This is a genomic window from Agromyces humatus (assembly GCF_021228295.1).
Lineage (GTDB): Bacteria > Actinomycetota > Actinomycetes > Actinomycetales > Microbacteriaceae > Agromyces > Agromyces humatus.
The window spans coordinates 14,475-37,877 of sequence record NZ_JAJQPD010000001.1; the positions used below are offsets into that span (position 1 = coordinate 14,475).

General features: G+C 69.8%; 22 protein-coding genes. 2 read left to right on the forward strand and 20 right to left on the reverse strand.

What is annotated here, in order from left to right; translation table 11 throughout:
* Positions 1–13: 13 nt before the first annotated feature.
* From pheT to infC, 10 genes are all read right to left on the reverse strand, one after another.
* Positions 14–2,539, reverse strand: a complete 2,526-nt coding sequence (pheT, locus tag LSF15_RS00075; protein ID WP_232496490.1) for a phenylalanine--tRNA ligase subunit beta — start codon at positions 2,537–2,539, stop codon at positions 14–16.
* Between the two features lie 3 nt (positions 2,540–2,542).
* Positions 2,543–3,583 (reverse strand): phenylalanine--tRNA ligase subunit alpha, encoded by a 1,041-nt coding sequence (gene pheS, locus LSF15_RS00080; RefSeq protein ID WP_232496491.1) that lies wholly within the window; start codon positions 3,581–3,583, stop codon positions 2,543–2,545.
* Between the two features lie 70 nt (positions 3,584–3,653).
* Positions 3,654–4,562, reverse strand: a complete 909-nt coding sequence (locus LSF15_RS00085) for an amino acid ABC transporter permease (protein WP_232496492.1) — start codon at positions 4,560–4,562, stop codon at positions 3,654–3,656.
* Positions 4,559–5,206 (reverse strand): amino acid ABC transporter permease, encoded by a 648-nt coding sequence (locus tag LSF15_RS00090; RefSeq protein WP_232496493.1) that lies wholly within the window; start codon positions 5,204–5,206, stop codon positions 4,559–4,561. Before LSF15_RS00090 ends, LSF15_RS00085 begins: the two co-directional genes overlap by 4 nt.
* A gap of 104 nt (positions 5,207–5,310) precedes the next feature.
* Complete coding sequence (locus LSF15_RS00095) at positions 5,311–6,177, reverse strand: glutamate ABC transporter substrate-binding protein (protein ID WP_232496494.1); 867 nt, start codon at positions 6,175–6,177, stop codon at positions 5,311–5,313.
* A gap of 53 nt (positions 6,178–6,230) precedes the next feature.
* Positions 6,231–7,019, reverse strand: a complete 789-nt coding sequence (locus tag LSF15_RS00100; RefSeq protein WP_232496495.1) for an amino acid ABC transporter ATP-binding protein — start codon at positions 7,017–7,019, stop codon at positions 6,231–6,233.
* Positions 7,020–7,075: 56 nt separating this feature from the next.
* Positions 7,076–7,888 (reverse strand): TrmH family RNA methyltransferase, encoded by an 813-nt coding sequence (locus LSF15_RS00105; RefSeq protein WP_232496496.1) that lies wholly within the window; start codon positions 7,886–7,888, stop codon positions 7,076–7,078.
* A gap of 93 nt (positions 7,889–7,981) precedes the next feature.
* Positions 7,982–8,368, reverse strand: coding sequence for a 50S ribosomal protein L20 (gene rplT, locus LSF15_RS00110; RefSeq protein WP_232496497.1), 387 nt, complete (start codon positions 8,366–8,368; stop codon positions 7,982–7,984).
* A 48-nt stretch (positions 8,369–8,416) separates the two neighbouring features.
* The gene (gene rpmI / locus LSF15_RS00115; RefSeq protein ID WP_232496498.1) at positions 8,417–8,611 is read right to left on the reverse strand and encodes a 50S ribosomal protein L35; all 195 of its coding nucleotides are present in this window, start codon (positions 8,609–8,611) and stop codon (positions 8,417–8,419) included.
* Between the two features lie 55 nt (positions 8,612–8,666).
* Entirely contained in the window at positions 8,667–9,287 is a 621-nt protein-coding gene (gene infC / locus LSF15_RS00120) for a translation initiation factor IF-3 (protein ID WP_308188406.1), read from the reverse strand.
* Positions 9,288–9,611: 324 nt separating this feature from the next.
* Here infC and LSF15_RS00125 point away from each other — a divergent pair, with 324 nt between their 5' ends.
* Positions 9,612–9,983 carry a DUF1844 domain-containing protein gene (locus LSF15_RS00125; RefSeq protein WP_372459885.1) on the forward strand — a complete coding sequence of 124 codons (372 nt, stop codon included), beginning with the start codon at positions 9,612–9,614 and terminating at the stop codon, positions 9,981–9,983.
* A 19-nt stretch (positions 9,984–10,002) separates the two neighbouring features.
* Here LSF15_RS00125 and LSF15_RS00130 read toward each other — a convergent pair whose 3' ends face one another.
* The 10 genes from LSF15_RS00130 to LSF15_RS00175 all read right to left on the reverse strand — a co-directional run bounded on the left by LSF15_RS00130 (position 10,003) and on the right by LSF15_RS00175 (position 22,445).
* A complete protein-coding gene (locus LSF15_RS00130) occupies positions 10,003–10,779 on the reverse strand; it encodes a DNA-formamidopyrimidine glycosylase family protein (protein ID WP_232496500.1) in 777 nt (258 codons plus the stop codon).
* Positions 10,766–15,337 (reverse strand): ATP-dependent helicase, encoded by a 4,572-nt coding sequence (locus tag LSF15_RS00135; protein ID WP_232496501.1) that lies wholly within the window; start codon positions 15,335–15,337, stop codon positions 10,766–10,768. Before LSF15_RS00135 ends, LSF15_RS00130 begins: the two co-directional genes overlap by 14 nt.
* 8 nt (positions 15,338–15,345) lie before the next feature.
* Positions 15,346–16,755, reverse strand: a complete 1,410-nt coding sequence (locus tag LSF15_RS00140; RefSeq protein WP_232496502.1) for a pyridoxal phosphate-dependent decarboxylase family protein — start codon at positions 16,753–16,755, stop codon at positions 15,346–15,348.
* 145 nt (positions 16,756–16,900) lie between these two features.
* Positions 16,901–17,947 (reverse strand): winged helix DNA-binding domain-containing protein, encoded by a 1,047-nt coding sequence (locus tag LSF15_RS00145; RefSeq protein WP_232496503.1) that lies wholly within the window; start codon positions 17,945–17,947, stop codon positions 16,901–16,903.
* Between the two features lie 29 nt (positions 17,948–17,976).
* On the reverse strand, positions 17,977–18,819 hold the full coding sequence (locus tag LSF15_RS00150; protein ID WP_232496504.1) for an SseB family protein: 843 nt from the start codon (positions 18,817–18,819) through the stop codon (positions 17,977–17,979).
* Complete coding sequence (gene priA, locus LSF15_RS00155; RefSeq protein ID WP_232496505.1) at positions 18,803–19,549, reverse strand: bifunctional 1-(5-phosphoribosyl)-5-((5-phosphoribosylamino)methylideneamino)imidazole-4-carboxamide isomerase/phosphoribosylanthranilate isomerase PriA; 747 nt, start codon at positions 19,547–19,549, stop codon at positions 18,803–18,805. The genes LSF15_RS00150 and priA overlap by 17 nt, the downstream gene beginning before the upstream one ends.
* Before the next feature lie 107 nt (positions 19,550–19,656).
* Positions 19,657–20,295, reverse strand: a complete 639-nt coding sequence (hisH, locus tag LSF15_RS00160) for an imidazole glycerol phosphate synthase subunit HisH (protein ID WP_232496506.1) — start codon at positions 20,293–20,295, stop codon at positions 19,657–19,659.
* A complete protein-coding gene (gene hisB, locus LSF15_RS00165) occupies positions 20,292–20,906 on the reverse strand; it encodes an imidazoleglycerol-phosphate dehydratase HisB (protein WP_232496507.1) in 615 nt (204 codons plus the stop codon). Before hisB ends, hisH begins: the two co-directional genes overlap by 4 nt.
* Positions 20,903–22,003, reverse strand: a complete 1,101-nt coding sequence (locus tag LSF15_RS00170; protein WP_232496508.1) for a histidinol-phosphate transaminase — start codon at positions 22,001–22,003, stop codon at positions 20,903–20,905. The genes hisB and LSF15_RS00170 overlap by 4 nt, the downstream gene beginning before the upstream one ends.
* 46 nt (positions 22,004–22,049) lie before the next feature.
* A complete protein-coding gene (locus LSF15_RS00175; RefSeq protein ID WP_232496509.1) occupies positions 22,050–22,445 on the reverse strand; it encodes a LysM peptidoglycan-binding domain-containing protein in 396 nt (131 codons plus the stop codon).
* 276 nt (positions 22,446–22,721) lie between these two features.
* On the opposite strand from LSF15_RS00175, the gene lexA reads away from it, so the two are divergent.
* Positions 22,722–23,390, forward strand: coding sequence for a transcriptional repressor LexA (lexA, locus tag LSF15_RS00180; protein ID WP_232496951.1), 669 nt, complete (start codon positions 22,722–22,724; stop codon positions 23,388–23,390).
* Positions 23,391–23,403 lie beyond the last annotated feature (13 nt).

Below are 23,403 nucleotides of genomic sequence, written 5' to 3' on the forward strand. Positions count from 1 at the left end.
GTCGTGAGAACGACTACGCGCGGATCACTGCGCCGAAGCGCTCACTGGCGAGCGCGGCGCCGGCGTTCTTCGCATCGCTCGCCTCGGCCGCGGTGAGGGTGCGGTCGCGCGCCCGGAAGCGAAGGGCGAACGTGAGGCTCTTCGACCCTTCGGGCACGCCTGAACCGCGGTAGTCGTCGACGAGGTGCAGGTGTTCGAGCAGTTCGCCCGCGCCCTCGCGCACCGCCGCGGCGACGTCTGCCGCCGGTGCGTCGGCGCCCACGACGAGCGAGAGGTCTTGCGTCGCCGCCGGCAAGGTGCCGATCGGCCGCGCCTCGACCGCGGGCTCGGTCGCAGCGATCACCGCATCGAGGTCGAGTTCGGCGACCGCGACGACGCGCGGCAGGTCGAGCTCGAGGGCGAGCGCCGGAAGCAGTTCGCCCGCGTACCCGACCGTCTGCCCGCCGACGCGGAGTTCGGCGGTGCGGCCCGGGTGCAGCGCTTGGTGCGCGCCCTGCACGACCTCGAGTTCAGCGCCCGTCGCAAGGACGACGCGGCGCACCGCGTCGAGTGCATCGGCGATGCCGACCGGCTCGGCGACCCGCCCCGGCTGCTTGGTCACGAGGTCGCCGACGAGCAGCACACCGAGATGACGTGGCTGCGGTGGAATGCCGGCGTCGAGCGCCGCGAGGGTCTCGTCGCTCGGCTTCGCGTCGCCGACGGGAAGCTCGGCGGAGCCGTAGGTGCGCCCGGCCTCGGGCAGGAACACGAGGCCGATCTCGAACAGGTCGAGGTCGTTGAGGCCACGCGAACGGTTGCGGCGCGCAGCACCGATGAGCCCGGGCAGCAACGAGCGGCGCAGGAACGGGGTCGACTGGTCGAGTGCATTCGCGAGGCGCACGGATGCCACAGCCGAGCCGTCGGCGCTGCCGTAGCGCGCGTTCTCGTCGGCGGTCGCGAATGGGAAGCTCAATACCTCGGTCGAGCCGGCCCCCGCGAGCACATCGGCCGTCTGGCGGCGCAGCCGCTGCGAGCGCGTGAGCCCGCGCCCGGGAGGCGCGACGGGAAGCACCGAGGGGATGCGGTGGTAGCCGACGAGCCGCGCCACCTCTTCGGCCAGCTCTTCGCGACCCGTCAGGTCGGGGCGCCACGACGGCGGCAGCACTGTGAATCCGTCGTCGACCACGGTGACCACGCCGCCGATCTCGGCGAGCGCGTCATGCACCTCGTCGTCGGTGTACTCGACACCGATGAGGTTCGACACGAAGCCGCGCGGCAGCATGATGGCCTCCCGTACCGGCGCCTCGTGGATGAGCGAGCCGCCCGTGTCGGCCGTGCCGCCCGCGAGGTCGGCCATGAGCTGCGCGACGCGGGTCACGGCGACCGCCGCGATCTCGGGGTCGACGCCGCGCTCGTAGCGCTTCGCCGCTTCACTGGGCAGCTTGTGCCGGCGCGCGGTGCGGGCGATCGACACCGGGTCCCAGTTCGCCGCCTCGATGAGCACGTTGCTCGTCGACTCGCCCATCTCGGTCTCGGAACCGCCCATGACGCCGCCGAGTCCGATCGGTCCGCGGTCGTCGGTGACGACGAGGTCTTCGACGTGGAGCGTCCGCTCCTTTCCGTCGAGGGTGATGAGCCTCTCCCCTGGCGTCGCGCGTCGCACGACGATACCGCCGCGCAACGCGTCGAGGTCGTACCCGTGGATCGGCTGGCCGAGCTCGAGCATGACGTAGTTGGTGATGTCGACGAGCACCGAGATCGAGCGGATGCCGGCGAGCTTCAGCCGCGCGATCATCCACGCGGGCGTGGGGCGCGCCGGGTCGACTCCGCGCACGACTCGCGTCGCGAACACCGCCGAACCGACGCGGCCGCGGATGGGCGCGTCGTCGCGGATCTCGACGGGGAACGCGTCGCCCGAAGCATCCGCCGGCTTCGACTGCTCGACCGGGTCGCGGAATCGCGCACCCGTGGCATGCGCGTACTCACGTGCCACACCGCGAATGGAGAACGCGTAGCCGCGATCGGGAGTGACGTTGATCTCGATGGCGGCATCATCGAGGCCGAGCAATGTGATCGCGTCGGTGCCGACGGGCGCATCGATGCCGAGGGTGGAGAGGCGCAGGATGCCCTCGTGATCGTCGCCGAGCCCGAGCTCGCGCGCCGAGGCGATCATGCCGTCGGAGAGGTGACCGTAGGTCTTGCGCGCGGCGATCGGGAACGGCCCGGGCAGCACGGCGCCGGGCAGGGTCACGACGACCTTGTCGCCGACGAAGAAGTTGCGTGCGCCGCAGACGATTCCGTGGACGGCGTCGCCGCCGTCGGCGGCCGTCTCACCGTCGGGCGCGACGCGCACCGTGCACCAGCGGATGGTCTTGCCGTTGGTCTGCGGCTCCTCGACGAACTCGAGCACTTCGCCGACGACGATCGGGCCCTCGAGCTCGAAGGTGTGCACATCTTCTTCTTCGAGACCGACCTTGACGAGAGCGGCGTGCACGTCTTCGGGCGTGGTGCCGGGGATGAGTTCGACGTACTCGGCGAGCCAGCTGAGAGGTACTCGCATGGGTCAGACCACCATTCCGAACTGCTGGGAGAAGCGCACGTCTCCCTCGACCATTTCGCGCATGTCCTGCACGTCGCTGCGGAGCATGAGGCCGCGCTCGACGCCCATGCCGAACGCGAACCCGGTGTAGACCTCGGGATCGATGCCCGCCGCCTTCAGCACGTTGGGGTGCATCATGCCGCAGCCGCCCCACTCGATCCAGCGCGCGCCGCCCTTGAAGGTGGGGTGCCAGAAGTCGAGCTCGGCACTCGGCTCGGTGAACGGGAAGAAGCTCGGGCGCAGGCGGATCTTCGCCTCGTCACCGAAGATCGCCTTCACGAAGTGGTCGAGGGTGCCCTTGAGGTGCGCCATCGTGAGGCCCTTGTCGACCGCGACGCCCTCGAACTGCATGAACACCGGCAAGTGGGTCGCGTCGAACTCGTCGGTGCGGTACACCCGACCCGGCGCGAGCACGTAGAGCGGCACCTCACGCTCGAGCATCGAGCGGATCTGCACCGGGCTCGTGTGAGTGCGCATCACCAGGTGAGCCTCGGGCGGGTCGACGAAGAACGTGTCCTGCATGGCGCGCGCCGGGTGATCGGCGTCGAAGTTCAGCGCGTCGAAGTTGAACCACTCGCTCTCGACCTCGGGTCCTTCGGCGATCTCCCAGCCCATCCCGGTGAACACGTCGCACACGCGGTCTTGCAGGAGCGAGAGCGGATGCCTCGCCCCGGGCGTGAATCGCGACGGGAGCGCCGTGACGTCAACGGCTTCTGCCTCGAGTTGAGCCGCGGCCTCGGCCTCGACGATCTCGGCCTCCCGGGCGGTGAACGCCTGGTTGACGCGGCCTCGGGCACCGCCGACCAGCTTGCCGAGCACGGCCTTCTGTTCGTTGGGCACGTTGCGCAGCTCGGCGTTCAGAAGGGCCAGCGCCGACTTCTCGCCGGTGTGCTCGGTTCGGACCTGCTTCAGCGCGGCGGAGTCGCCGGCCGACGCGATCGCCGCGAGGGCTGCGTCGACCGCCGATTGCACGGCGCTCTCGGTGATTTCACGGGGCTCGGACACGAAGAACGAGTCTAGTAGGCGCGACCGCCGCGGGACGCGCTGAGTCCGGTCGAACTCCGGCTGATCAGCTTCAGCCGTGGCCCGTCTCCGATTGGCGCGCGTCCGCCACCGCCGTCGCCATGAGTATCGCCTGATCCTCATCGTCGGGATTCAGCACCGGCCGACCGGACTTGCTCGCCGTGCGTCGTGCCACCCATCGCGCGAACCACGACAACGACAAGTTCATGATCAGGTAGAGCACGAGCGCGACGACGAAGAACGAGAACAGGTAGTAGTTGCCGTAGAACGTCGCCAGCTGATTCATGGTCACTCGCAGCAGCTCGACATAGCCGACGATGTAGCCGAGCGAGGTGTCCTTCAGCAGCACGACGAGCTGGGCGATGATGATCGGCAGCATCTGCCGGAACGCCTGCGGGAACTCCACCAGCATCTTCGACTGCATCGGGCGCATGCCGAGGCTCAGCCCCGCCTCGCGCTGGCCGCGTGGCAGCGACACCAGGCCGGCGCGCAGTGCCTCGCCGATGAGCACGCCGTTGTAGAGCGTGAGCGCCGCGACGACCGCCCAGAACGTGCCTGTGTTCAGCACTAGGAGGATGAAGAGCATCATCAGCAGCACCGGCATGCCGCGAACGAACTCGATCACCACGGCCGTGGGGACACGGATCCACGACGTCCGTGCGCTGCGCAGCAGGGAGAAGATGATGCCGAGGATGATCGCGAGGACCGAGGCGGTCAGTGCGGCGCTGAGTGTGCCCCACACGCCCACCGTGAGGATGCGCTGCCACACCAGCGGCTCGGTCAGCGGCTCCCAGCGGGACGGGTCGAAGTATCCGGGGAGATCGCCCCTCGGTGCCGCGAGGGTGAGTACCACCCAGGCGAGTCCCGCGAGGATCACGACGGCGCCGATGATGGAACTGATCAGGGATCGACGGCGGGCGACTGGGCCCGGGGCGTCGAAGAGAACGCTCGCGCCGGTCATCGCTGCACCACCCAACGGCGTTCGAGGCGCGCCGCGAGCAGTCCGAGCGGCACGGTGATGAGCAGGTAGAAGGTCGCGACGCCGAGCAGGATCGCGATGACCGCGTCACCGCGCGCGTTCGCGAGAATGCGCCCGGTGGCGAAGAGGTCCACGACGAAGAATCCGCCCGCGACCGAAGTGTTCTTCGTGAGGGCGATGAACACGTTGATGAGCGGCGGAACCGTCATGCGGAACGCCTGCGGCAGCACGATGAGCCCGACCGTCTGGCTGAACCCGAAGCCCACGCTTCGCGCCGCCTCAGCCTGCCCGACCGGCACGCCGTTGATTCCCGACCGCAATGCCTCGGCGATGAACGGAGACGTGTACACCGAAAGGCCGATCAGCGCCGCGGTGACGAAGTCCAGTCGGGAGCCGAGCAGGGGCAGCACGATTGCGCAGAAGAACAGCACGAGCGTGAGCGGCGTGTTGCGCACGAGCTCGGTGTACCCGGTCGCGAACCAACGCAGCGACGGCACCGGCGAGATGCGCATCGCTGCGATCAGCGTGCCGATGACGAGCGCAGCCAGCCCTGATACTCCGAGGAGGAACAGCGTCATGCCGAAACCCTCGAAGTAGAGGGGCAGGTTTTCGATGACGGCGTCCACGCTCCTCCTTCCTCTCGATGAACGGTGCCTGGCGCCGAGTGGCGTTCAGGAGGTCGGTGCGGGGTCCGACGGCGGTGTTCGCCGTCGGACCGCGCACGACGGCATCAGTAGCGGTCGACGGCCGGGGGCTCGCGGAACTCGAGCACCGTGCCGGCGGTGGCCTCCCACGCAGCCTCATACGATCCGTCCTCGTAGGAGGCCTCGAGCACGTCGTTGATGAAGCTGCGGAACTCGTCGTCGCCCTTCATGAGGCCGATGCCGTAGGGCTCCTGGGTGAACGGCTCGCCGACCACCTTGAACTCGCCCGGGTTCTGGTCGACCAGGCCCGCGAGGATCACGTTGTCTGTCGACACTGCGACGACCTGACCGCTGCGCAGCGGCTCGAGGCAGTTGCTGTACGTATCGGTCTCGAACACCTCGGCGCCGATTTCGCGCAGGTTCGCCGCGGGGGTGGAACCGCTCACCGAGCAGACCGGCTGGCCGACGAGGTCCTCTTCGCTCTGGATGTCCTCGTTGTCTTCGAGCACGAGGATCGACTGGCCCGCCTCGAAGTACGGCCCGGCGAAGTCGACGACCTGCTTGCGGTCGTCGTTGATCGTGTACGTCGCGACCACGATGTCGACCTGGCCGTTCTCGATGAACGGCTCGCGGTTCGCCGACACCGTCTCGGTCCACGTGATGCTGTCTTCGGAGATGCCGAGCTCGCTCGCGATGATCTTCGCGATCTCGACGTCGAAGCCGACGGGCACACCGTCGGGGCCGACGAGGCCGAAGAGCGGCTGGTCGAACTTCGTGCCGACCGTGATCTCGCCCGCCTCGGCGAGCTCGGCCATCGTCGTGCCGGCCTCGAACGTGGGCGCGGACGCCTCTTCGGTCGGCTCGGCCTCGCCACCGCCGCCGGTGGCGCAGCCGGCGAGCGCGAGCGCCGAAGCCGCCGCTGCTGCGACGAGTGCGATTCTCATGCGTTTCATGTCACTGCCTCTTCTCCTGTGTGGTGTTCCCCGCCGCTTGTGACGGCGAAGGCCTAATGCTCGAGGATCTTCGAGAGGAAGTCCTTCGCGCGATCGGACTGGGGGTTGTCGAAGAACTCGGCCGGCGTGGCCTCTTCGACGATCTTGCCGTCGGCCATGAAGAGCACGCGGTCGGCCGCCTTGCGGGCGAAGCCCATCTCGTGCGTGACGACGATCATGGTCATGCCGTCTTTCGCGAGGCCGATCATGACATCGAGCACCTCGTTGATCATCTCGGGGTCGAGCGCGCTCGTCGGCTCGTCGAGGAGGATGAGCTTCGGGTTCATCGCGAGCGAGCGGGCGATCGCGACGCGCTGCTGCTGCCCACCCGAGAGCTGTGCGGGCATCTTCTTCGCCTGGTTTGCGACGCCCACCCGGTCGAGCAACTCCATCGCCTTGGCGTCGGCTTCTTTGCGCGACCGCTTCTTCACGCGGATCGGCGCGAGGGTCACGTTCTCGAGCACCGTCTTGTGCGCGAACAGGTTGAACGACTGGAAGACCATGCCGACGTCGGCACGGAGCCTGGCGAGTGCGGCGCCCTCGGATGGCAACGCGATGCCATCGATCGAGATGGTTCCGGAATCGATGGTCTCAAGGCGGTTGATGGCGCGACAGAGGGTGGACTTTCCCGAACCGGAAGGCCCGATGACCACGACGACCTCGCCGCGATTGACGACGGTGTTGATGTCGTTGAGCACGTGCAGGTCGCCGAAGTGCTTCTCGACATGTTCGACGACGACGAGCGGTTCGCCTCGACGCACGCTGATGTTCGATGTCGCGGGTGCGGGCTGGGCAGGCTCCATAACCCTCAAACTAGGGCCAACCGGAACCGTCGGACAAGCCGAGGCGCGGTGGTTACCTAACTGTGATGCGCACTCCGGTGCGCGAACGCGCTTTCATAGAGGCAGACGGATGCCGCGGTCGCGAGGTTCATCGATTCCGCGTGCCCGTAGATCGGCACCGTGACGGCGCGATCGGCGAGCGCGAGCTGCTCATCGGGAAGCCCGCGAGCCTCGTTGCCGAAGAGCCAGGCCGTCGGTGCAGCGAGGACGCCTTCGTCGCGCACGGCGAGCAGGTCGTCGCCCTTGACGTCGGCGGCGAGCACGATCAGACCAGTGGTGCGGGCTCGCTCGAGCACGTCGGCCAGCTCGGCACCGACGGCGACCGGTACGTGGAAGATCGACCCGGTCGATGAGCGCACGACCTTCGGGTTGTAGAGGTCGACCGCGCGCCCCGTGAAGATCACCGCATCGGCGCCGGCGGCATCTGCGGCGCGAACGATGGTGCCCGCGTTGCCCGGGTCGCGCACCTCTTCGAGGATCGCGATGAGCTTCGGGGATGACGCGAAGATGTCTTTCACCGCGGTCGGGAACTGACGGCACACCGCGACGAACCCCTGTGGGGTGACCGTGTCGGCCATCGCCTCGAGCACGGACTCGTTGACGAACTCGACCTCGAGGTCTGCGTCGGCGGCCGCTGCGCCGATGTCGGCGTGCCGCTCGAGTGCGGTCGGGGTGGCGAACAGCTCGACGATCACCTGCGGACGGAACCTGATCGCCTCGGAGACCGCCTGCGGCCCCTCGAGGAGGAACTGCCCGGTGTCGGCTCGCTCGGACTTGTTGGCGAGTCTGGCGACGGCGCGGACGCGCGGCGACCGGGGGTTCTCGAGCATGTCGCCAGTCTATTGGCGGGCTTCGAGATCGAAGGAACGGCAGCGGCCCGGCACCACGAGGGTGGTGCCGGGCCGCTGAATGCGAAGTGCTGCCTACGCGGCGGTCTTCGGGGCCGAGGTGTCTGCCGGAAGCGCCTTCTTGGCGGTCTCGACGAGCGCCGCGAACGTGGCGGGCTCGTGCACCGCGAGCTCCGCGAGGATGCGGCGGTCGACCTCGACACCCGCGAGGCCGAGGCCCTGGATGAGGCGGTTGTAGGTGAGGCCGTTCGCACGCGACGCAGCGTTGATGCGCTGGATCCAGAGGCGACGGAAGTCGCCCTTCTTCTTGCGACGGTCGTTGTAGGAGTAGACGAGCGAGTGGGTGACCTGCTCCTTCGCCTTGCGGTAGAGGCGCGAACGCTGACCGCGGTATCCCTCGGCGCGCTCGAGGATGACCCTGCGCTTCTTGTGGGCGTTGACCGCCCGCTTCACTCTTGCCATGACTCTGTTTCTTCCTTACGGGCCTGATTGCCTATGAACGCTGTCGGCTCAGCGGCCGAGAAGCTTCTTGATGACCTTGGCGTCGGGGGCCGACACGACCTTGTCCTGGTTCAGACGGGCCTTGCGCTTCGAGGACTTGACCTCGAGGTTGTGGCGCATACCGGCCTGCTGCTTCTTGATCTTGCCGCTGCCGGTGACCTTGAAGCGCTTCTTGGACCCGGAGTGGGTCTTCTGCTTCGGCATCTCGTGTTTCTCCTTGGTTCTGCCGTCACGCGGGTGACGGACGGGGGTGTCTGGCCTAGCCCTCGGTGGGCTCGGCCGTCTGCGAGTCGGGCTCAGCCGGGGCATCCGCCGCCGGTCGTGCCTTCGCCGCAGCACGTTGTGCGTTCGCCTCGGCCTTGGCCTCGGACTTGTTCTTGAGGGGCGCGATGACCATGACCATGTTGCGGCCGTCGATCGTGGGGTTGTGCTCGACCGTGCCGAACTCCACCACGTCTTCGGCGAAACGCTGCAGGAGGCGCACACCCATCTCGGGGCGCGACTGCTCGCGCCCGCGGAAGAGGATCATCGCCTTGACCTTGTCGCCGGCCTTCAGGAAGCCGACGGCGCGCTTCATCTTGGTCTCGTAGTCGTGCTTGTCGATCTTGAGACGGAACCGCACCTCTTTGAGGATGGTGTTCGCCTGGTTGCGCCGGGCCTCTTTCGCCTTCTGCGCAGCCTCGTACTTGTACTTGCCGTAGTCCATGATCTTGGCGACCGGCGGCTTGGAGTTCGGCGCGACCTCGACCAGATCGAGATCGGCCTCCTGCGCGAGCCGCAGGGCCACCTCGATCTTCACGACGCCGACCTGCTCTCCGCCAGGCCCCACGAGGCGGACCTCGGGAACGCGGATACGGTCGTTGGTACGGGGATCGCTGATGCGTGTTCTCCTCTACTCAGCTGTTTCGCTCTGCCGGGAGGCGGTCGCCGCCCGGCGACGAAAGGAGAAATCCACGCATTCGCTCGCGGAATCCCACCGCGGCTCATACGACACCCTGTCTACTTCCGCACCGTCTGGTTCTTCGGTCTGGTCACCCAGTCCGGTTGCCCGGCGGCGTGGAAGCGGAGTGCAATCGACCCGGTAACCTTGATGAAGCGGTATGCGCGGGTGGGAGAATCTCCACTTTCGTACCGGGGAGAAGCCCCGGAGCCCGAAGTAGTCTAACAGAGGAAGTCTGTGCGCAATACTCCAGTCGAGTCCCCCATCGAAGGCACGATCGAGAGCACCGTCGAGGGCGCGACCGAAGGCTCGGTCGATAGCGCCACGCGCGACATCGCCGAGGTTCCGGCGGTCGAGATCATCACCACCGCGGCCGTGCATCTCATGAGCGCCGCCGCCGTCAAGGTCGGGCTGGCCGACGATCCCGACGATCAGATCGACCTCGACGAGGCGCGCAAGCTCATCAACGCCCTCGCCGGTCTCATCACCGCGGGCGCACCCGAGATCAGCGACATGCACGCGCGATCGCTGCGCGACGGACTGCGTTCGCTGCAGCTCGCGTTCCGTGAGGCGTCGGTCATCCCCGACGCCATCGGCCAGGGTCCCGGCGAGAAGTGGACCGGGCCGGTCAGCTGATTCCGTCTCGGCGCCGCGCTCACGACTGACAGCTGGGGCACCACCAGGTCTCGCGTTGCTCGACGTCATTGCGGCCGAGCCGTGCGTGTTCGATGAGCGTGCCGCATCGGCGGCACGGCTCGCCGCCACGCCGATGGACCCAGAGTTGGCGGCCGCGATGCGTGTCGCCGGTGGTGGTGCGCACGGCTCGATCGCGATTGGCACGGATGACCCGGGCGGCGAGCCGCACGAGCGGCTCGAGCTCGACCTCGGCGACCGGCCTCGCCGGCAGGATGCCCCTGAGGAAACACAGCTCGTTGATGTAGACGTTCCCGAGCCCGGCGAGGTTTCGCTGCTCGCCGAGAGCGACCGCGATCGAGACATCGGGTGCCGTCTCGAGGCGGCGCGCCGCCTCGGCCGGATCCCAGTCGGGGCCGAGCAGATCCGGGCCGAGGTGGTCGAGCCGAGCATGCTCCTCGGCCGCAGGGAACTCCTCGAGAGTGCCGAGGTCGAACCCGACTGCGGTGAAGCCCGGCACTTCGATGATCGCGCGTGCCTGCCACTCGGGCCGCCGCCAGTGCTCGCCCGCGGCGAACAGCCGCCACTCCCCCTCCATCTTGAGATGCGAGTGCACCACCCGATCGCCGATTCGCATGAGCAGGTGCTTGCCACGGCTCGCGACGGAATGGAACCGCTCGCCGGCGAGGTCGACGGTGGCCAGGGCGGGCACGCGGAAGTCGGTGCGCGTGACGACTCGCCCCGCCAGCGCCGCGTCGAGCGAACGAGCCACGCGGTAGACGGTGTCACCCTCGGGCATCGAAGCGGAGCCCCCTCGGCGTCTCACGGAACCCGGCGTCGCGCAACGGCCGGTCGAGTACGGAGCCGAACACCGGCTCGCCGTTGACCGACTCGACGCGCATGCGTTCGGTGCGCCCACGGGCGAGGGTCGCGGCGAGTGCCGCGGCCGCCGCAGCGAGGTTCTCGGCATCGTCGGTGAACACGAGCGCCGTGCGCCCGCCACGCTCGAGGTAAAGCGCCGCCTCGCCGTCGACGATCGCGACGAACGCACCCGACTTGCGCGCCGGCCGGTGGGCGACGTCGGCGATCGGGTCCGGCCACTCGAGCGCTGCGCCGAACGGATTCGCCGGGTCGGTCGCCGCGAGTGCGAGCGTCTGACCCTTCGGCGCGGCCCGCAGCCGGTCGACGGCCGCACTCGTCGCGAACTGCGCGCCGCCCTGGCCGTCGATGAAGTAGCCACGGCGCACCCGCCCCGAATCCTCGAAGCCCGACAGCGTGCGGTAGGCCAGCGCGAACCCGCCGACCACACCCTCGGCGACGACGGACCCGCGCGTGACGACGCCGTATCGCTCGAGCAGGGTCTCGCCGAGCACATGCGCACGCGGCGTCGCCGAGGTGCTCGCGAGCGGGAGCACCGACCACCTGCCGGCGGCGCGCGGCGGGTTCGCCCTGGCCCGCGCGGTGCGGTCGGCCTGCATACTGGCGGCGATCGAGCGGCGCGAGAGCGACCCGGCGCGCGGCCGAGCGCGAGGCGTGGGCGCGGACGTGCGGTGCGCACCGCCACCCGTGAGCAGCCCGCGTACCGGCGCGAAGGTGTCGTTCGTCACGAGTCCGGCCCAGACGAGAAGCCAGAGCGCGTCGGCGAGCGCCCGATCGTCGTCGGCCCCGACCGCGTCGGCCAACTGCCGGAAGAAGAACCCGCCGCCGCTGCCGAGCACCGCGATGAGCTCGGACTCGAGGGCATCGAGCGGTGTCTCGGACGGCGGCGGAAGCGTCAACTCGGCGCTCTCAGCCAGGTGCAGGCTGATCCAGCCGTCGTCGCCGGCGAGCGAACCCGAGCCCGACCACAGCGCCTCACCCGAGGCGGTGAGTTCGTCGAGCATCGCCGGCCGGTAGTCGCCAACGCGTGCCGGCAGCACGTATGCCTCCCACGCAGAGGCCGGGATGCGTGCGCCCTCGAGCTGCTCGATCACCGCCAGGACGCCGTCGACGCCGCTCAGCCGCCCGCCGACCTGCTGCCAGCCCGGGAGGAAGCGCGCGAACTCGCGCGGCTCGACCGGTTCGATCTCGTCGCGCAGCGCCGCGAGCGAGCGTCGCCGGATGCGACGGAGCACCCCGTTGTCGCACCACTCGAGTCCGGACCCGTGCGGCAGGAACTCGCCCTCGACCACGCGCCGTTCGGCCCCGAGTCGACCGAGCGCGACGGATGCCACGGCCTGGCCGATGCCGAACCGCCGGGCGACGTCGTGCACGGTGAACGGACCATGCGTGCGTGCGTAGCGTGCGACGAGATCGCCGAGCGGGTCGCGCACGGGCTCACCGAACACGTCGGGAAGTCCGGGAGGGATCGGCACGCCGAGGGCGTCGCGCAGGCGGCTGAGGTCTTCGACGGCGGTGTACCACTGCTCGCCGGCGAATCTCACTTCGGCAGCGCGTCGTGCGTGCACGAGCTCGACGAGCGCGGCGGCGGCGTCGGTCTCGGGGTCGACGCGCTCGGCGACCTCGTCGCTCGTGAGCGGGCCGAGGTCGCTGAGGAGGTCGGCGACGCCCTCGACGCCGCGGGCAGCGCGTTCGGGATCGATGCGCTGGAGCATCCGCTCGATCTCGACGACCACGTCGGGATCGAGCAGTTCGCGCAGTTCGACCGTGCCGAGGAGCTCGGCGAGCAGCGCCGGGTCGAGCGACAGGGCGGCGGCTCTGCGTTCGGCCAGCGGCGCGTCTCCTTCGTACATGAAGGCGCCGACGTATCCGAAGAGCAGGCTCGACGCGAACGGGCTCGGCGACTCGGTCGTCACTTCGACGAAGCGCAGCTCGCGTCGCTCGATGCGTTCGGCGAGCTGCGTGAGCGCCGGCAGGTCGTAGACGTCTTGCAGGCACTCGCGCACCGCCTCGAGCACGATCGGGAACTCGGGGAAATCGCGCGCGACCTCGAGCAGTTGCGACGCGCGCTGGCGCTGCTGCCAGAGCGGCGATCGCTTCCCCGGATACGTGCGCGGCAGGATCAACGCGCGAGCAGCGCACTCACGGAATCGTGCGGCGAAGAGGGCGGAGCCCCCCACGTGCTCGGTGACGAGCTGCGCAAGCTCAGCCGGCTCGAACGCGAAGAGCTCTGCACCCGGTGGATCGTCGCCGGTGTCGGGCATGCGCAGGACGATGCCGTCGTCGCTCGCGACGGCGTTCGCGTCGACCCCCGACCGCTCGCGCACCCGTGCACCCGCCGCGAGCGCCCACGGCGCGTGCACGCGCATTCCGTAGGGCGAGTGCAGCACGATGCGCCAGTCGCCGAGCTCGTCGCGGAAGCGCTCGACGACGAGGTTCGTCGCGTCGGGGACGACACGGGTCGCGGTGCGCTGGTCGTCGATGAACGCGACGAGGTTGGCGGCCGCCTTCTCGTCGAGGCCGGACGCGCGGCTTCGCGCGAGGGCGTCGGCGGGGCTCGCGCCCGCGAGCTCGGCGATGAATCGGCCGATCGCGGCGCCCAGTTCGGCCGGGCGGCCGATGCCGTCGCCCTTCCAGAACGGCAGCCGGCCCGGCTCGCCGAATGCCGGAGCGACCAGCACGCGATCGTGCGTGATCTCTTGGATGCGCCAACTCGTGGCCCCGAGTGCGAACACGTCGCCGACCCGCGACTCGTAGACCATCTCTTCGTCGAGCTCGCCGACCCGCCGGCCGGGGCCCGCCTCGCCGACCATGAACACGCCGAACAGCCCTCGATCGGGAATCGTTCCGCCGCTCGTCACCGCCAGCCGTTGCGCGCCGCGCCGCCCGACGATCGTGCCGGCGTCGCGGTCCCACACGAGCCGGGCACGCAGTTCGCCGAACCGATCGGACGGATAGCGGCCCGCGAGCAGGTCGAGCGTGGCATCGAACGCCGATCGCGGCAGCGTCGCGAACGGCGCCGCCCGCCGGACGAGTTCGAACCACTCCTCGACGCTCCACTCGTCGAGCGCTGCCGCGGCGATGGTCTGCTGCGCCAGCACGTCGAGCGGGTTCGTGGGGATGCGCAGCGACTCGATGGCGCCGCCGAGCATGCGCTCGGCGACGACGGCGGAGTGCAGAACATCGGCTCGGTGCTTCGGGAAGATCACGCCCTTCGACACCTCGCCGACCTGGTGCCCGGCCCGGCCGATGCGCTGGAGCCCGTTCGCGACCGACGGCGGCGCCTCGACCTGCATGACGAGATCGACGGCGCCCATGTCGATCCCGAGCTCGAGGCTCGACGTCGCGACGACGCAGCGAAGCCGCCCTGACTTCAAGTCGGCCTCGACGAGCGCGCGCTCCTCTTTGCTGACGGATCCGTGGTGCGAACGCGCGAGCACGGGCAGTGCGCCGCCCGTGATGCCCGACGCTCCGGGCAGCTCGGCCGGCGGTCGCCGAACGGGTTGGGATCGGTCGGCCCCATCGCCCGTTGGAGCCACGGCGTCGCCCGCGGGAACCACGACGGGCTCGCCGCCCGGATCGGCCTGCCGCTCGGCCCAGAGTTCGTTGAGTCGCGCCGTGAGCCGCTCGGCGAGCCGACGGGAGTTCGCGAACACGATGGTCGACCGGTGCTCGAGCACCTCGTCGAGGATCGCCTCTTCGACGTGCGGCCACACCGAACCCGACCCGGTCTCGCCGGCGAGATCGGACAGGTCGTCGACGGGCACCCTGACCTGGAGGTCGAACTTCTTGCCCGACGGCGGTGCCACGATCGATACCGGCCGCACGCCGCAGAGGAACCGTGCGACCTCGTCGTGCGGGCGAACGGTCGCCGACAGCCCGATGCGCTGCACCGGGCGCACGGTCAGCTCGTCGAGCCGCTCGAGCGACAGCGCGAGGTGAGCGCCGCGCTTCGTGCCGGCGAGCGCGTGGATCTCATCGACGATGACCGTCTCGACGCCGCGCAGGGTCTCGCGGGCCGCCGACGTGAGCATGAGGAAGAGGGACTCGGGCGTCGTGATGAGGATCTCGGGGGGATGCGTGACGAGCGCACGGCGCTCGGCGGGCGGTGTGTCACCCGACCGCACCCCGACCGACACGTCGGGCACCTCGAGACCGTGAGCGGCCGCGGTGCGCGCGATGCCCACGAGCGGCGCGCGGAGGTTGCGCTCGACATCGACGCCGAGCGCCTTGAGCGGCGACAGGTAGACGACCTTCGTTCCGGCCGTCAGCGCATCGGCGCCCGCGTGGTGCAGCCGATCGATCGCCCAGAGGAACGCCGCGAGGGTCTTGCCCGAGCCGGTGGGAGCGACCACGAGGGAGTGATCGCCGCGCGCGATCGCCTGCCAGGCGCCCCGCTGCACGACCGTCGGCGCGCTGAACGACTCGGTGAACCACGCCCTGGTCGCCGGCGAGAACGCATCGAGCGCCTCAGTCATAGCTCCATTCAAGTCGATACCACCGACGCCCGGGCGCGAGCCACCGCATCGATCGTGCGGCGCACCTGCGCGGCATCCGTACCCCAGTTGCTGACCGAGAACCGCACCACCGCGCGATCGTGCCAGCGTGACGTCATCGCGAGCACCTCGCCATCGCTCCAGAGGCGCGCGCTGAGCGCCTCGGTCTGCGTGTCGTCGGACAGCGCGATGCACACCTGCGTGAAGACGACCTCGTTCAGCACCTCGACGCCCGGCAGCGCGCCGACGCCGTCGGCAATGCCTCGCGCGGCTTCGGCGAGCCCATCGACCAATCGGGCGACGCCATTGCGCCCGAGCGAGCGCAGCACCGCCCAGGTCGGGATGCCGCGGGAGCGCCGCGAGAGCTCGGGGACCTTCTCGTGCGGATCGGCGCCCGCTTCCGCCGTCTGCAGGTAGCTCGCCTGCATGCTGAGCGCCCGATGCATCGCCGTCCCGTCGCGCACGATCGCGATGCCGCAGTCGTAGGGCACGCTGAGGGTCTTGTGCGCGTCGGTCGACCACGAGTCGGCGTCGGCCATTCCTGCCGTCAGGTGCCGCAGTGCGGGCGAGGCCGCCGCCCACAGGCCGAACGCCCCGTCGACGTGCACCCACGCCCCCGCTTGGTGGGCGACGGCGATCGCGGCGGTGAAGTCGTCGAAGGCGCCGGAGTGGATGTTGCCGGCCTGCAGCAGCACGATCGCCGGCCCGTCGCCGGCCGCGAGCGTCGCGCTCAGCTCGTCGACGCGGATGCGCCCCTGCGCGTCGGAGGGGACGACGATCGGCGAGCCGAGTCCGAGGTAGCGCCCCGCGAGGTCGACGGTGGCGTGCCGCTCCTCGCCGACGATGAACCGGATGCGCGGCGCGCCCGACATCCCCGCCGTCTCGACATCCCAGCCGACGCGTCGCAGCACCTCGTCGCGTGCCGCGGCCATGCTCGTGAACTGCGCCATCGTCGCCCCGGTCGTGAACCCGACCTCGCTGCCGGCGGGCAGGCCGAGCAGATCGACGAGCCACTCCCCCGCAACGGCCTCGACGGCGGCCGCGGTGGGCGAGATCGTGCTCAGGCCCGAATTCTGGTCCCAGGCGGAGACGAGCCAGTCGGCGGCGAGCGCGACCGGCTGCGTGCCGCCGATCACCCAGCCGAAGAACCGCGGAGAGCCGCTGGCGATGAGACCCGGTTCGGCCGCCGTCACGAGGTGCTCGATGACCTCGACCGGCGGCTCGCCGTCGTCGGAGAGGGCGCGGCCGAGCCGATCGGCCACCTCATCGGGCACGATGCCCGGCGGGATCGAACGCTCGCCCACCCCCGACAACCACGCCCTGGCGTGCACGTTCGCGGCGTCGAGCACCGCGTCGTAGCGGGCTCCCCAGCCCTGCTGGTCATCGGATCGGTCGGCCATGACGCACCTGGATTCCGCGCATCTGCAGCGCACTGACGATTCTGCGGCAGACGATCGAGGCGGTCAACGCCTCGAACACGGTGACGGATGTCCCTTCCACGAGTCGCGCCCGACACCGCGCCGCGCAACGCCTCGCACCGTGGGATCAGGCGACCTCGAGCACGCCTTCGAGCCCGAGCACGTCGCCGTACCGGGCGGCCGCCCGCCGCAACTCGTCGAGCTCTCGACGGCGAAGCGCGCGGTACGGCCCGAGCGAGAAGATCACCCGATCGGAGGTGAGCCGCCGGCGCATCGTCGCGACGATCTGGGCATCGACGAGGGCCATTCCGGCCGTGGCCTCGCGGCCGCGCCGCAACAGTCCCGCGACGTCGAGCACCATGCGGCTGTCCTGGTATCCGCGGTAGAGCTCGTCGAGGATCTGCAGCAGGTGCGCCCCGGGTTCGCCCGGCGCGTCGGGCGGATCACCCGGTGCGTGCCAGAACGTGCGCCCGTCGTGCTCGAACGAGTCGAGATGATCGCGCGCCGCCTCGAGCCCGCGGCGCACGTCTCCGAGCGTGAGCGTCGCCCAATACGCGAGGTCGCGCTCGGTCGCGGGGCCGTGACCGGTGAAGTAACGTCGTGCGAGCTCGCCCAGCGCGTCGGCGCGGTCGAGTCGGCGCGGGTTCGGGATGCGTTCGTCGAAGCGGGCATAGGTGTGTTCGCCGTCGCGCGGCCCTCCACTGCAGATGAGCAGATCGAGCTCGAGCCGTGCGAGCAGGATCATCAGCTGCTGACCGCTCGGCTCGAAGCCGCGCTGCGCCAGCTCGTCGGCGAGCTCGGGCCGGGTGGGGCGTCGCCCGCCCGACACCGCGCCGAGCACGAGGGCCGTGGCCGAGTCGAGCGCTGACGCGTCCATGCCGTAGACCTCTCGCAACGGCGGTTCGGTCACACGGCGTACACGGGGCGCGGTCAGCTCGAGCAGCCACGCGGCGTCGTCGGCGCGCACGTAGTGCCACGTCGGCCGAAGCACATGGGTGCGAATCAGCTGCCCCGAGTCGAGCAGGGCGGCCAACTCGCTGAGATCGGGTGTGCTCGTGCGCGACACCACCGCCCACGCCGACTGCGCCGGGTTCTCGGCCTGGACGGCCAGCAGGGAATCGACCACTGATTCGGCGTCGCCGAGAAGCGGTCCGACGGCATGCTGGCTCGTCATGCGCCACCGGGCGATGTCGTGGTCGCTGATCAGGGCGGCGTCCCATCCATGGATGTCCCGCCGACGAGTCGTACCGCGAGCGAGTCGACCGACGTGGCGATCACCTCGTCGGCCGCCCACCGCCGGGCGAGGCGTGCCGTCGTCGCGTCGAGCTCGTCGCGGGTGAGGCCCTGCACGAGCTCGAGCCGCACGACGAGCTCTGGACCCGACAGGCGCGCTCCCGGGTCACCGGGCAGCAGGGTGACCGCGAGCACCGCGAGCTCCGATCGTATCGACGCCTCGAACGCGTCGCGCACTGCCTCGGACTCGAACGGCGGAGCCCAATCCTGCGACTGCGCGACCGCCCAGACCGCGGGGCGACGCAACACGAACTCGGTGGCCGACCCCGGATCGAGCACCACGAGCTCGGTGCCGTCGTCGGCCGCAGCCAGGGCGACACGCACCCCGTCGGCCGGGACCGGCCTGGCGACCGGGTTCCACCTCGACATCGCCTCGACGGACGCGAAGACGGGCAGCACCCTGCGCCCGTCGGGTCCCGCGACCGTCACGATCGACAGCTCCTGGCTCTTGTCGACGGCGAGTCCGTGCGCGCCGACCTCGGCGCCGCCGTCACCGAGTTGCGCGAGCAGCGGGATCAGCAGTCGCGATTCGGCGAACGCGGCGACGACGTCGGCCTGGCCGGCCGTTCCCTCGCGGAACCCGGTGATCGCCGCGGCGAGCTTCGGCGGCGCGAGGCCGTCGTCGGCCGCGTGCGGGTTCGGCTCGAACGAGCGACCGGCCCAGGGCACGCCTGCGGAGTCCGCCTGCTTCGGGTCGACCGCGGTCGGGCCATCGGTCGATGGCTCGTTCGGTTCGTCAGCGCGACGCGACATCCAGTGCCTCGGCGAGCGTGAACGCGCCCGCATAGAGTGCCTTGCCCACGATCGCGCCCTCGAGCCCGAGCGGCACGAGCTCGCGAAGGGCCACCAGGTCGTCGAGGCTCGAGACGCCGCCGGAGGCCACCACGGGCCGATGCGTGCGGTCCATGACCTGTCGCAGCAGGTCGAGGTTCGGGCCCTGCAGCGTGCCGTCTTTCGTCACGTCGGTGACGACGTACCGTGCGGTTCCGGCCTCTTCGAGCCGTTCCATGACCTGCCAGAGGTCGCCGCCATCCTTCGTCCACCCACGTGCCGCGAGCGTCGTGCCGCGCACGTCGAGCCCGACGGCGATCGCTTCGCCGTACTGGGCGATCACCGAGGCCGCCCACTCGGGGTTCTCGAGCGCTGCGGTGCCGAGGTTGATGCGCTTGGCGCCGATCTCGAGCGCGTGCTCGAGGGACTCGTCGTCTCGGATGCCGCCCGAGAGTTCGACGTTCACGCCTCGCACCTGACGGATCGTCTTCTTCAGGATCGCGGCGTTGGAGCCGCGACCGAACGCGGCGTCGAGGTCGACGAGGTGGATCCACTCGGCGCCCTGGTCGGCCCAGTCCATCGCGGCGTCGACCGGGTCGCCGTAGTTCGTCTCAGTGCCCGCCTCACCCTGGGTCATGCGGACGGCCTTGCCACCGGCGACGTCGACGGCCGGAAGGAGCACCAGGCCGGGGGTCTTGTTGAACTCACTCATCACTGTCCTCAGGAATCTTCGTCGGAATCGACGTGGGCACAGTCACAGGATCTTACGCCTTCACCAACGTCGATGCGCAGGCGTGACCTGCGCTGGCATCGGCGCACTCAGTGGAGCGTGCCGATCCAGTTCGCGAGCAGGCGGATGCCTGCCGCCGCGGACTTCTCGGGGTGGAACTGCGTGGCCGACAGCGGTCCGTTCTCGACGGCCGCGAGAAAGGGGCCGCCGTGCTCGGCCCACGTGAGCTTCGGCGCGGGGAACGGCGGCATCACGTCGAGGAGCCACTGCTGGGCGGCGAAGCTGTGCACGAAGTAGAACCGCTCGTCTTCGATGCCGTCGAACAGTACCGAGCCCTCGTCGGGAGTGACGGTGTTCCAACCCATGTGGGGCAGTACCTGGGCCGGCAGTTCGGTGACGACGCCCGGCCACTCGCCGAGGCCCTCGGTGTCGACCCCGCGCTCGACGCCGTGCTCGAACATGACCTGCATGCCGACGCAGATGCCGAGCACCGGGCGCCCGCCGGCGAGGCGCCGGTCGATGATCTCGTCGCCCCGCACCGCGTGCAACTGGTCGATGACGGCCTTGAAGGCGCCGACGCCCGGCACGACCAGGCCGGCGGCCTCGAGGGCAACGCGGCGGTCGGCCGTGACCTCGACCTCGGCCCCGGCCGCCTCGAGCGCCTTGGCGGCGGAGTGCACGTTGCCCGAACCGTAGTCGAGCAGCGCGACGCGCGGTGTGCGGCTCACAGGGCGCCCTTCGTGGAGGGGATGCCCGAGACGAGCGGGTCGAACGCCTTCGCCTGGCGGAACGCGCGCGCGAACGCCTTGAACTCGGCCTCGGCGATGTGGTGCGGGTCGCGGCCGCCGAGCACGGTGACATGCACCGTGAGCCCCGCGTTGAAGGTGATCGCCTCGAAGACGTGGCGCACCATCGACCCCGTGAAGTGACCGCCGATCAGGTGGTACTCGAACCCGGCGGGCTCGCCCGAGTGCACGAGGAACGGCCGACCTGAGATGTCGACGACGGCCTGGGCGATCGCCTCATCGAGCGGCACGAGCGCGTCGCCGTATCGCGAGATGCCGCGTTTGTCACCGAGCGCCTGCCTGATCGCCTGGCCGAGCACGATGGCGGTGTCTTCGACGGTGTGGTGCACGTCGATGTCGACGTCGCCGCTCGCCCGCACGGTGAGATCGGTGAGCGAGTGCTTCGCGAAGGCCGTGAGCATGTGGTCGTAGAAGGGAACGCCGGTCTCGACGTCGCTCGTTCCCGAGCCGTCGAGGTCGATCGAGAGGTCGATGCTCGACTCGCTCGTCTCGCGCTGCACGCGAGCCGTGCGCGGGGGCGTCTGTGCGCTCATGCGTCAATCCTATTGCGGCCGGCCGGCGCGAAGACGGCGATCGCCTCGAGGAACGCGGTCGTCTCGGCCTCGGTTCCGGCGGTCACGCGAAGGTGACCGGGAATGCCGATGTCGCGAATCAGGATGCCCCGTGCGAGCAGTGCCTCGAAGACTCCGTGCGGGTCGTCGACACCGCCGAAGAGCACGAAGTTCGAGCCGCTGCGTGCCGGTGCGAACCCGAGTTCGGCGAGCGTGCGCGTGATGCGTTCACGCTGGGCGCGGATCTCGTCGACCATCGCGAGCATCTCGTCGGAGTGCGCGAGCGCCCCGAGCGCTGCAGCCTGCGTCAGCGCGGAGAGGTGATACGGCAGGCGCACGAGGCGCAACGCGTCGATCGCCGCAGGATCGCCCGCCAGGTAGCCGACCCGCGCACCCGCGAACGCGAATGCCTTGCTCATCGTGCGCGAGATGAGTAGGCGCGGACGCCCCCCGAGCAGGGTCAGCGCGCTCGGCGTGCCCGGATCGGCGAACTCGAAGTAGGCCTCATCGACCACCACGACACCCCGTGCGACATCGGCGACCGCCCGGATCGTGTCGAGCGAGAGCGGCGTGCCCGTGGGGTTGTTCGGCGCGCAGAGCAGCACGATGTCGGGATCGTGCTCGCGCACGGCTGCCACAGCGGTCTCGAGGCTGAGTTCGAAGTCGGCATCGCGGGGTGCCGCGATCCACTCGGTGCCGGTACCCGCTGCGAGGAGGCTGTACATCGAGTACGTCGGCGCGAAGCCGAGCGCCGACCGACCGGGGCCGCCGAAGGCCTGCATGATGTGCTGCAGCACCTCGTTGGAGCCGTTTGCTGCCCAGATCTGCTCGGGAGCGAGCCCGTGGCCGAGGTACGCCGCCAGAGCTGCCCGAAGGTCGCTGAACTCGCGATCGGGGTAGCGGTTGAGTCGCAGGATGGCCGCGGCGATGCGGGCGACGATGTCATGCGCCACGTCTTCGGGGATCGGATGCGTGTTCTCGTTGACGTTGAGAGCGACCGGGACGTGCTCTTGCGGAGCACCGTAGGGCGTACGCCCCCGGAGGTCGTCGCGGATGGGGAGGTCGTCGAGACTCGTCACCGATCCATGCTACCGACGCCGACTCGGGCCGCCGTTCGGCAGCATCTCAGCCGGCGTTCGGGACCGCCAGCCGCTGCCCGGGCTCGATCACCGCGTCGTCGAGGCCGTTGAGGCGGACGATCTCGTCGATCACGACGCGCGGGTCGGCCGACGGGTCGACCGCCGTCGCGATCTCCCAGAGCGAGGCGCCCGCGTCGACGGTGACGTACGCGAGTCCGGCGCCGACTGCAGCGCCCTCGGCGTCGGCCGCCGCTCCACCCGCGGAGAGCACGGCGACGAGCACCCAGACGGCGAGCGGGATCGCAGCGAGCGTTGTGAATACGACCCTGCCACGGCGAGTCAATCGAAGACGAACGGCACGAACCGGGCTGCCTGCGTCGGCTTCGGGTGTTCGCAGGCTCGCCTGAGGGCTGTAGCCGGGATTCACGATCACTGCGCTCATGTCACACCTCCTGATGGAGTCGCACCCGACCCTCGGCCGGGAGGGCCGGATGCGAATCTCTGTTCCGAATATATCTTCGAACAATCGAAGCCGCAAGCACCGAGCGATGATGAATCTGCGGGTGGATTCGGCGACACACTCGAACGAATGTTTGCCTCGGCCACCCGGTGCGGATACAGTTTCGAATGTCCGGAAGACAGTCGACCAGACACCACTGACATTGGGTCGCGAAGGCGACCTCGACGAAGGGGCGAGACCGTGAGCACCCACAACGACGTGCGCGAGACGGGCCGGGCACGACGCCGCAAGAGCTTGAGTGCGAAGCAGATCGCCATCCTCGAGGTCGTGCAGCGGTCGGTCGCGAGCCGCGGCTATCCGCCGAGCATGCGCGAGATCGGCGACGCCGTCGGGCTCTCCTCACTGTCGAGCGTCACGCACCAGCTCAATCAGCTCGAGCTCGCCGGGTACCTGCGGCGCGACCCCAACCGGCCGCGCGCGCTCGAGGTGCTGATCGAGCTACCGGGTCTCGACGAGCGCACCCCGGCCGCCGGCGACCCGGTTCCGGTCGGCGACGCGGCCATGGTCCCGCTCGTGGGCCGCATCGCGGCCGGCGTGCCGATCACCGCCGAGCAGCAGATCGACGAGGTCTTCCCGCTCCCCCGTCAACTCGTCGGCAAGGGCGAGTTGTTCATCCTCAAGGTCGTGGGCGACTCGATGATCGATGCCGCGATCTGCGACGGCGACTGGGTCGTGGTGCGCTCGCAGCGCACCGCCGAGAACGGTGAGATCGTGGCCGCGATGCTCGACGGTGAGGCGACGGTCAAGGTGTTCCGCCAGCGTGACGGCCACACCTGGCTGCTCCCCCGCAACACCGCGTTCGAGCCCATCGTCGGCGATCACGCAGAGGTGCTCGGCAAGGTCGTCGCGGTGCTGCGCGCCGTCTGATCGCGACCCGTCA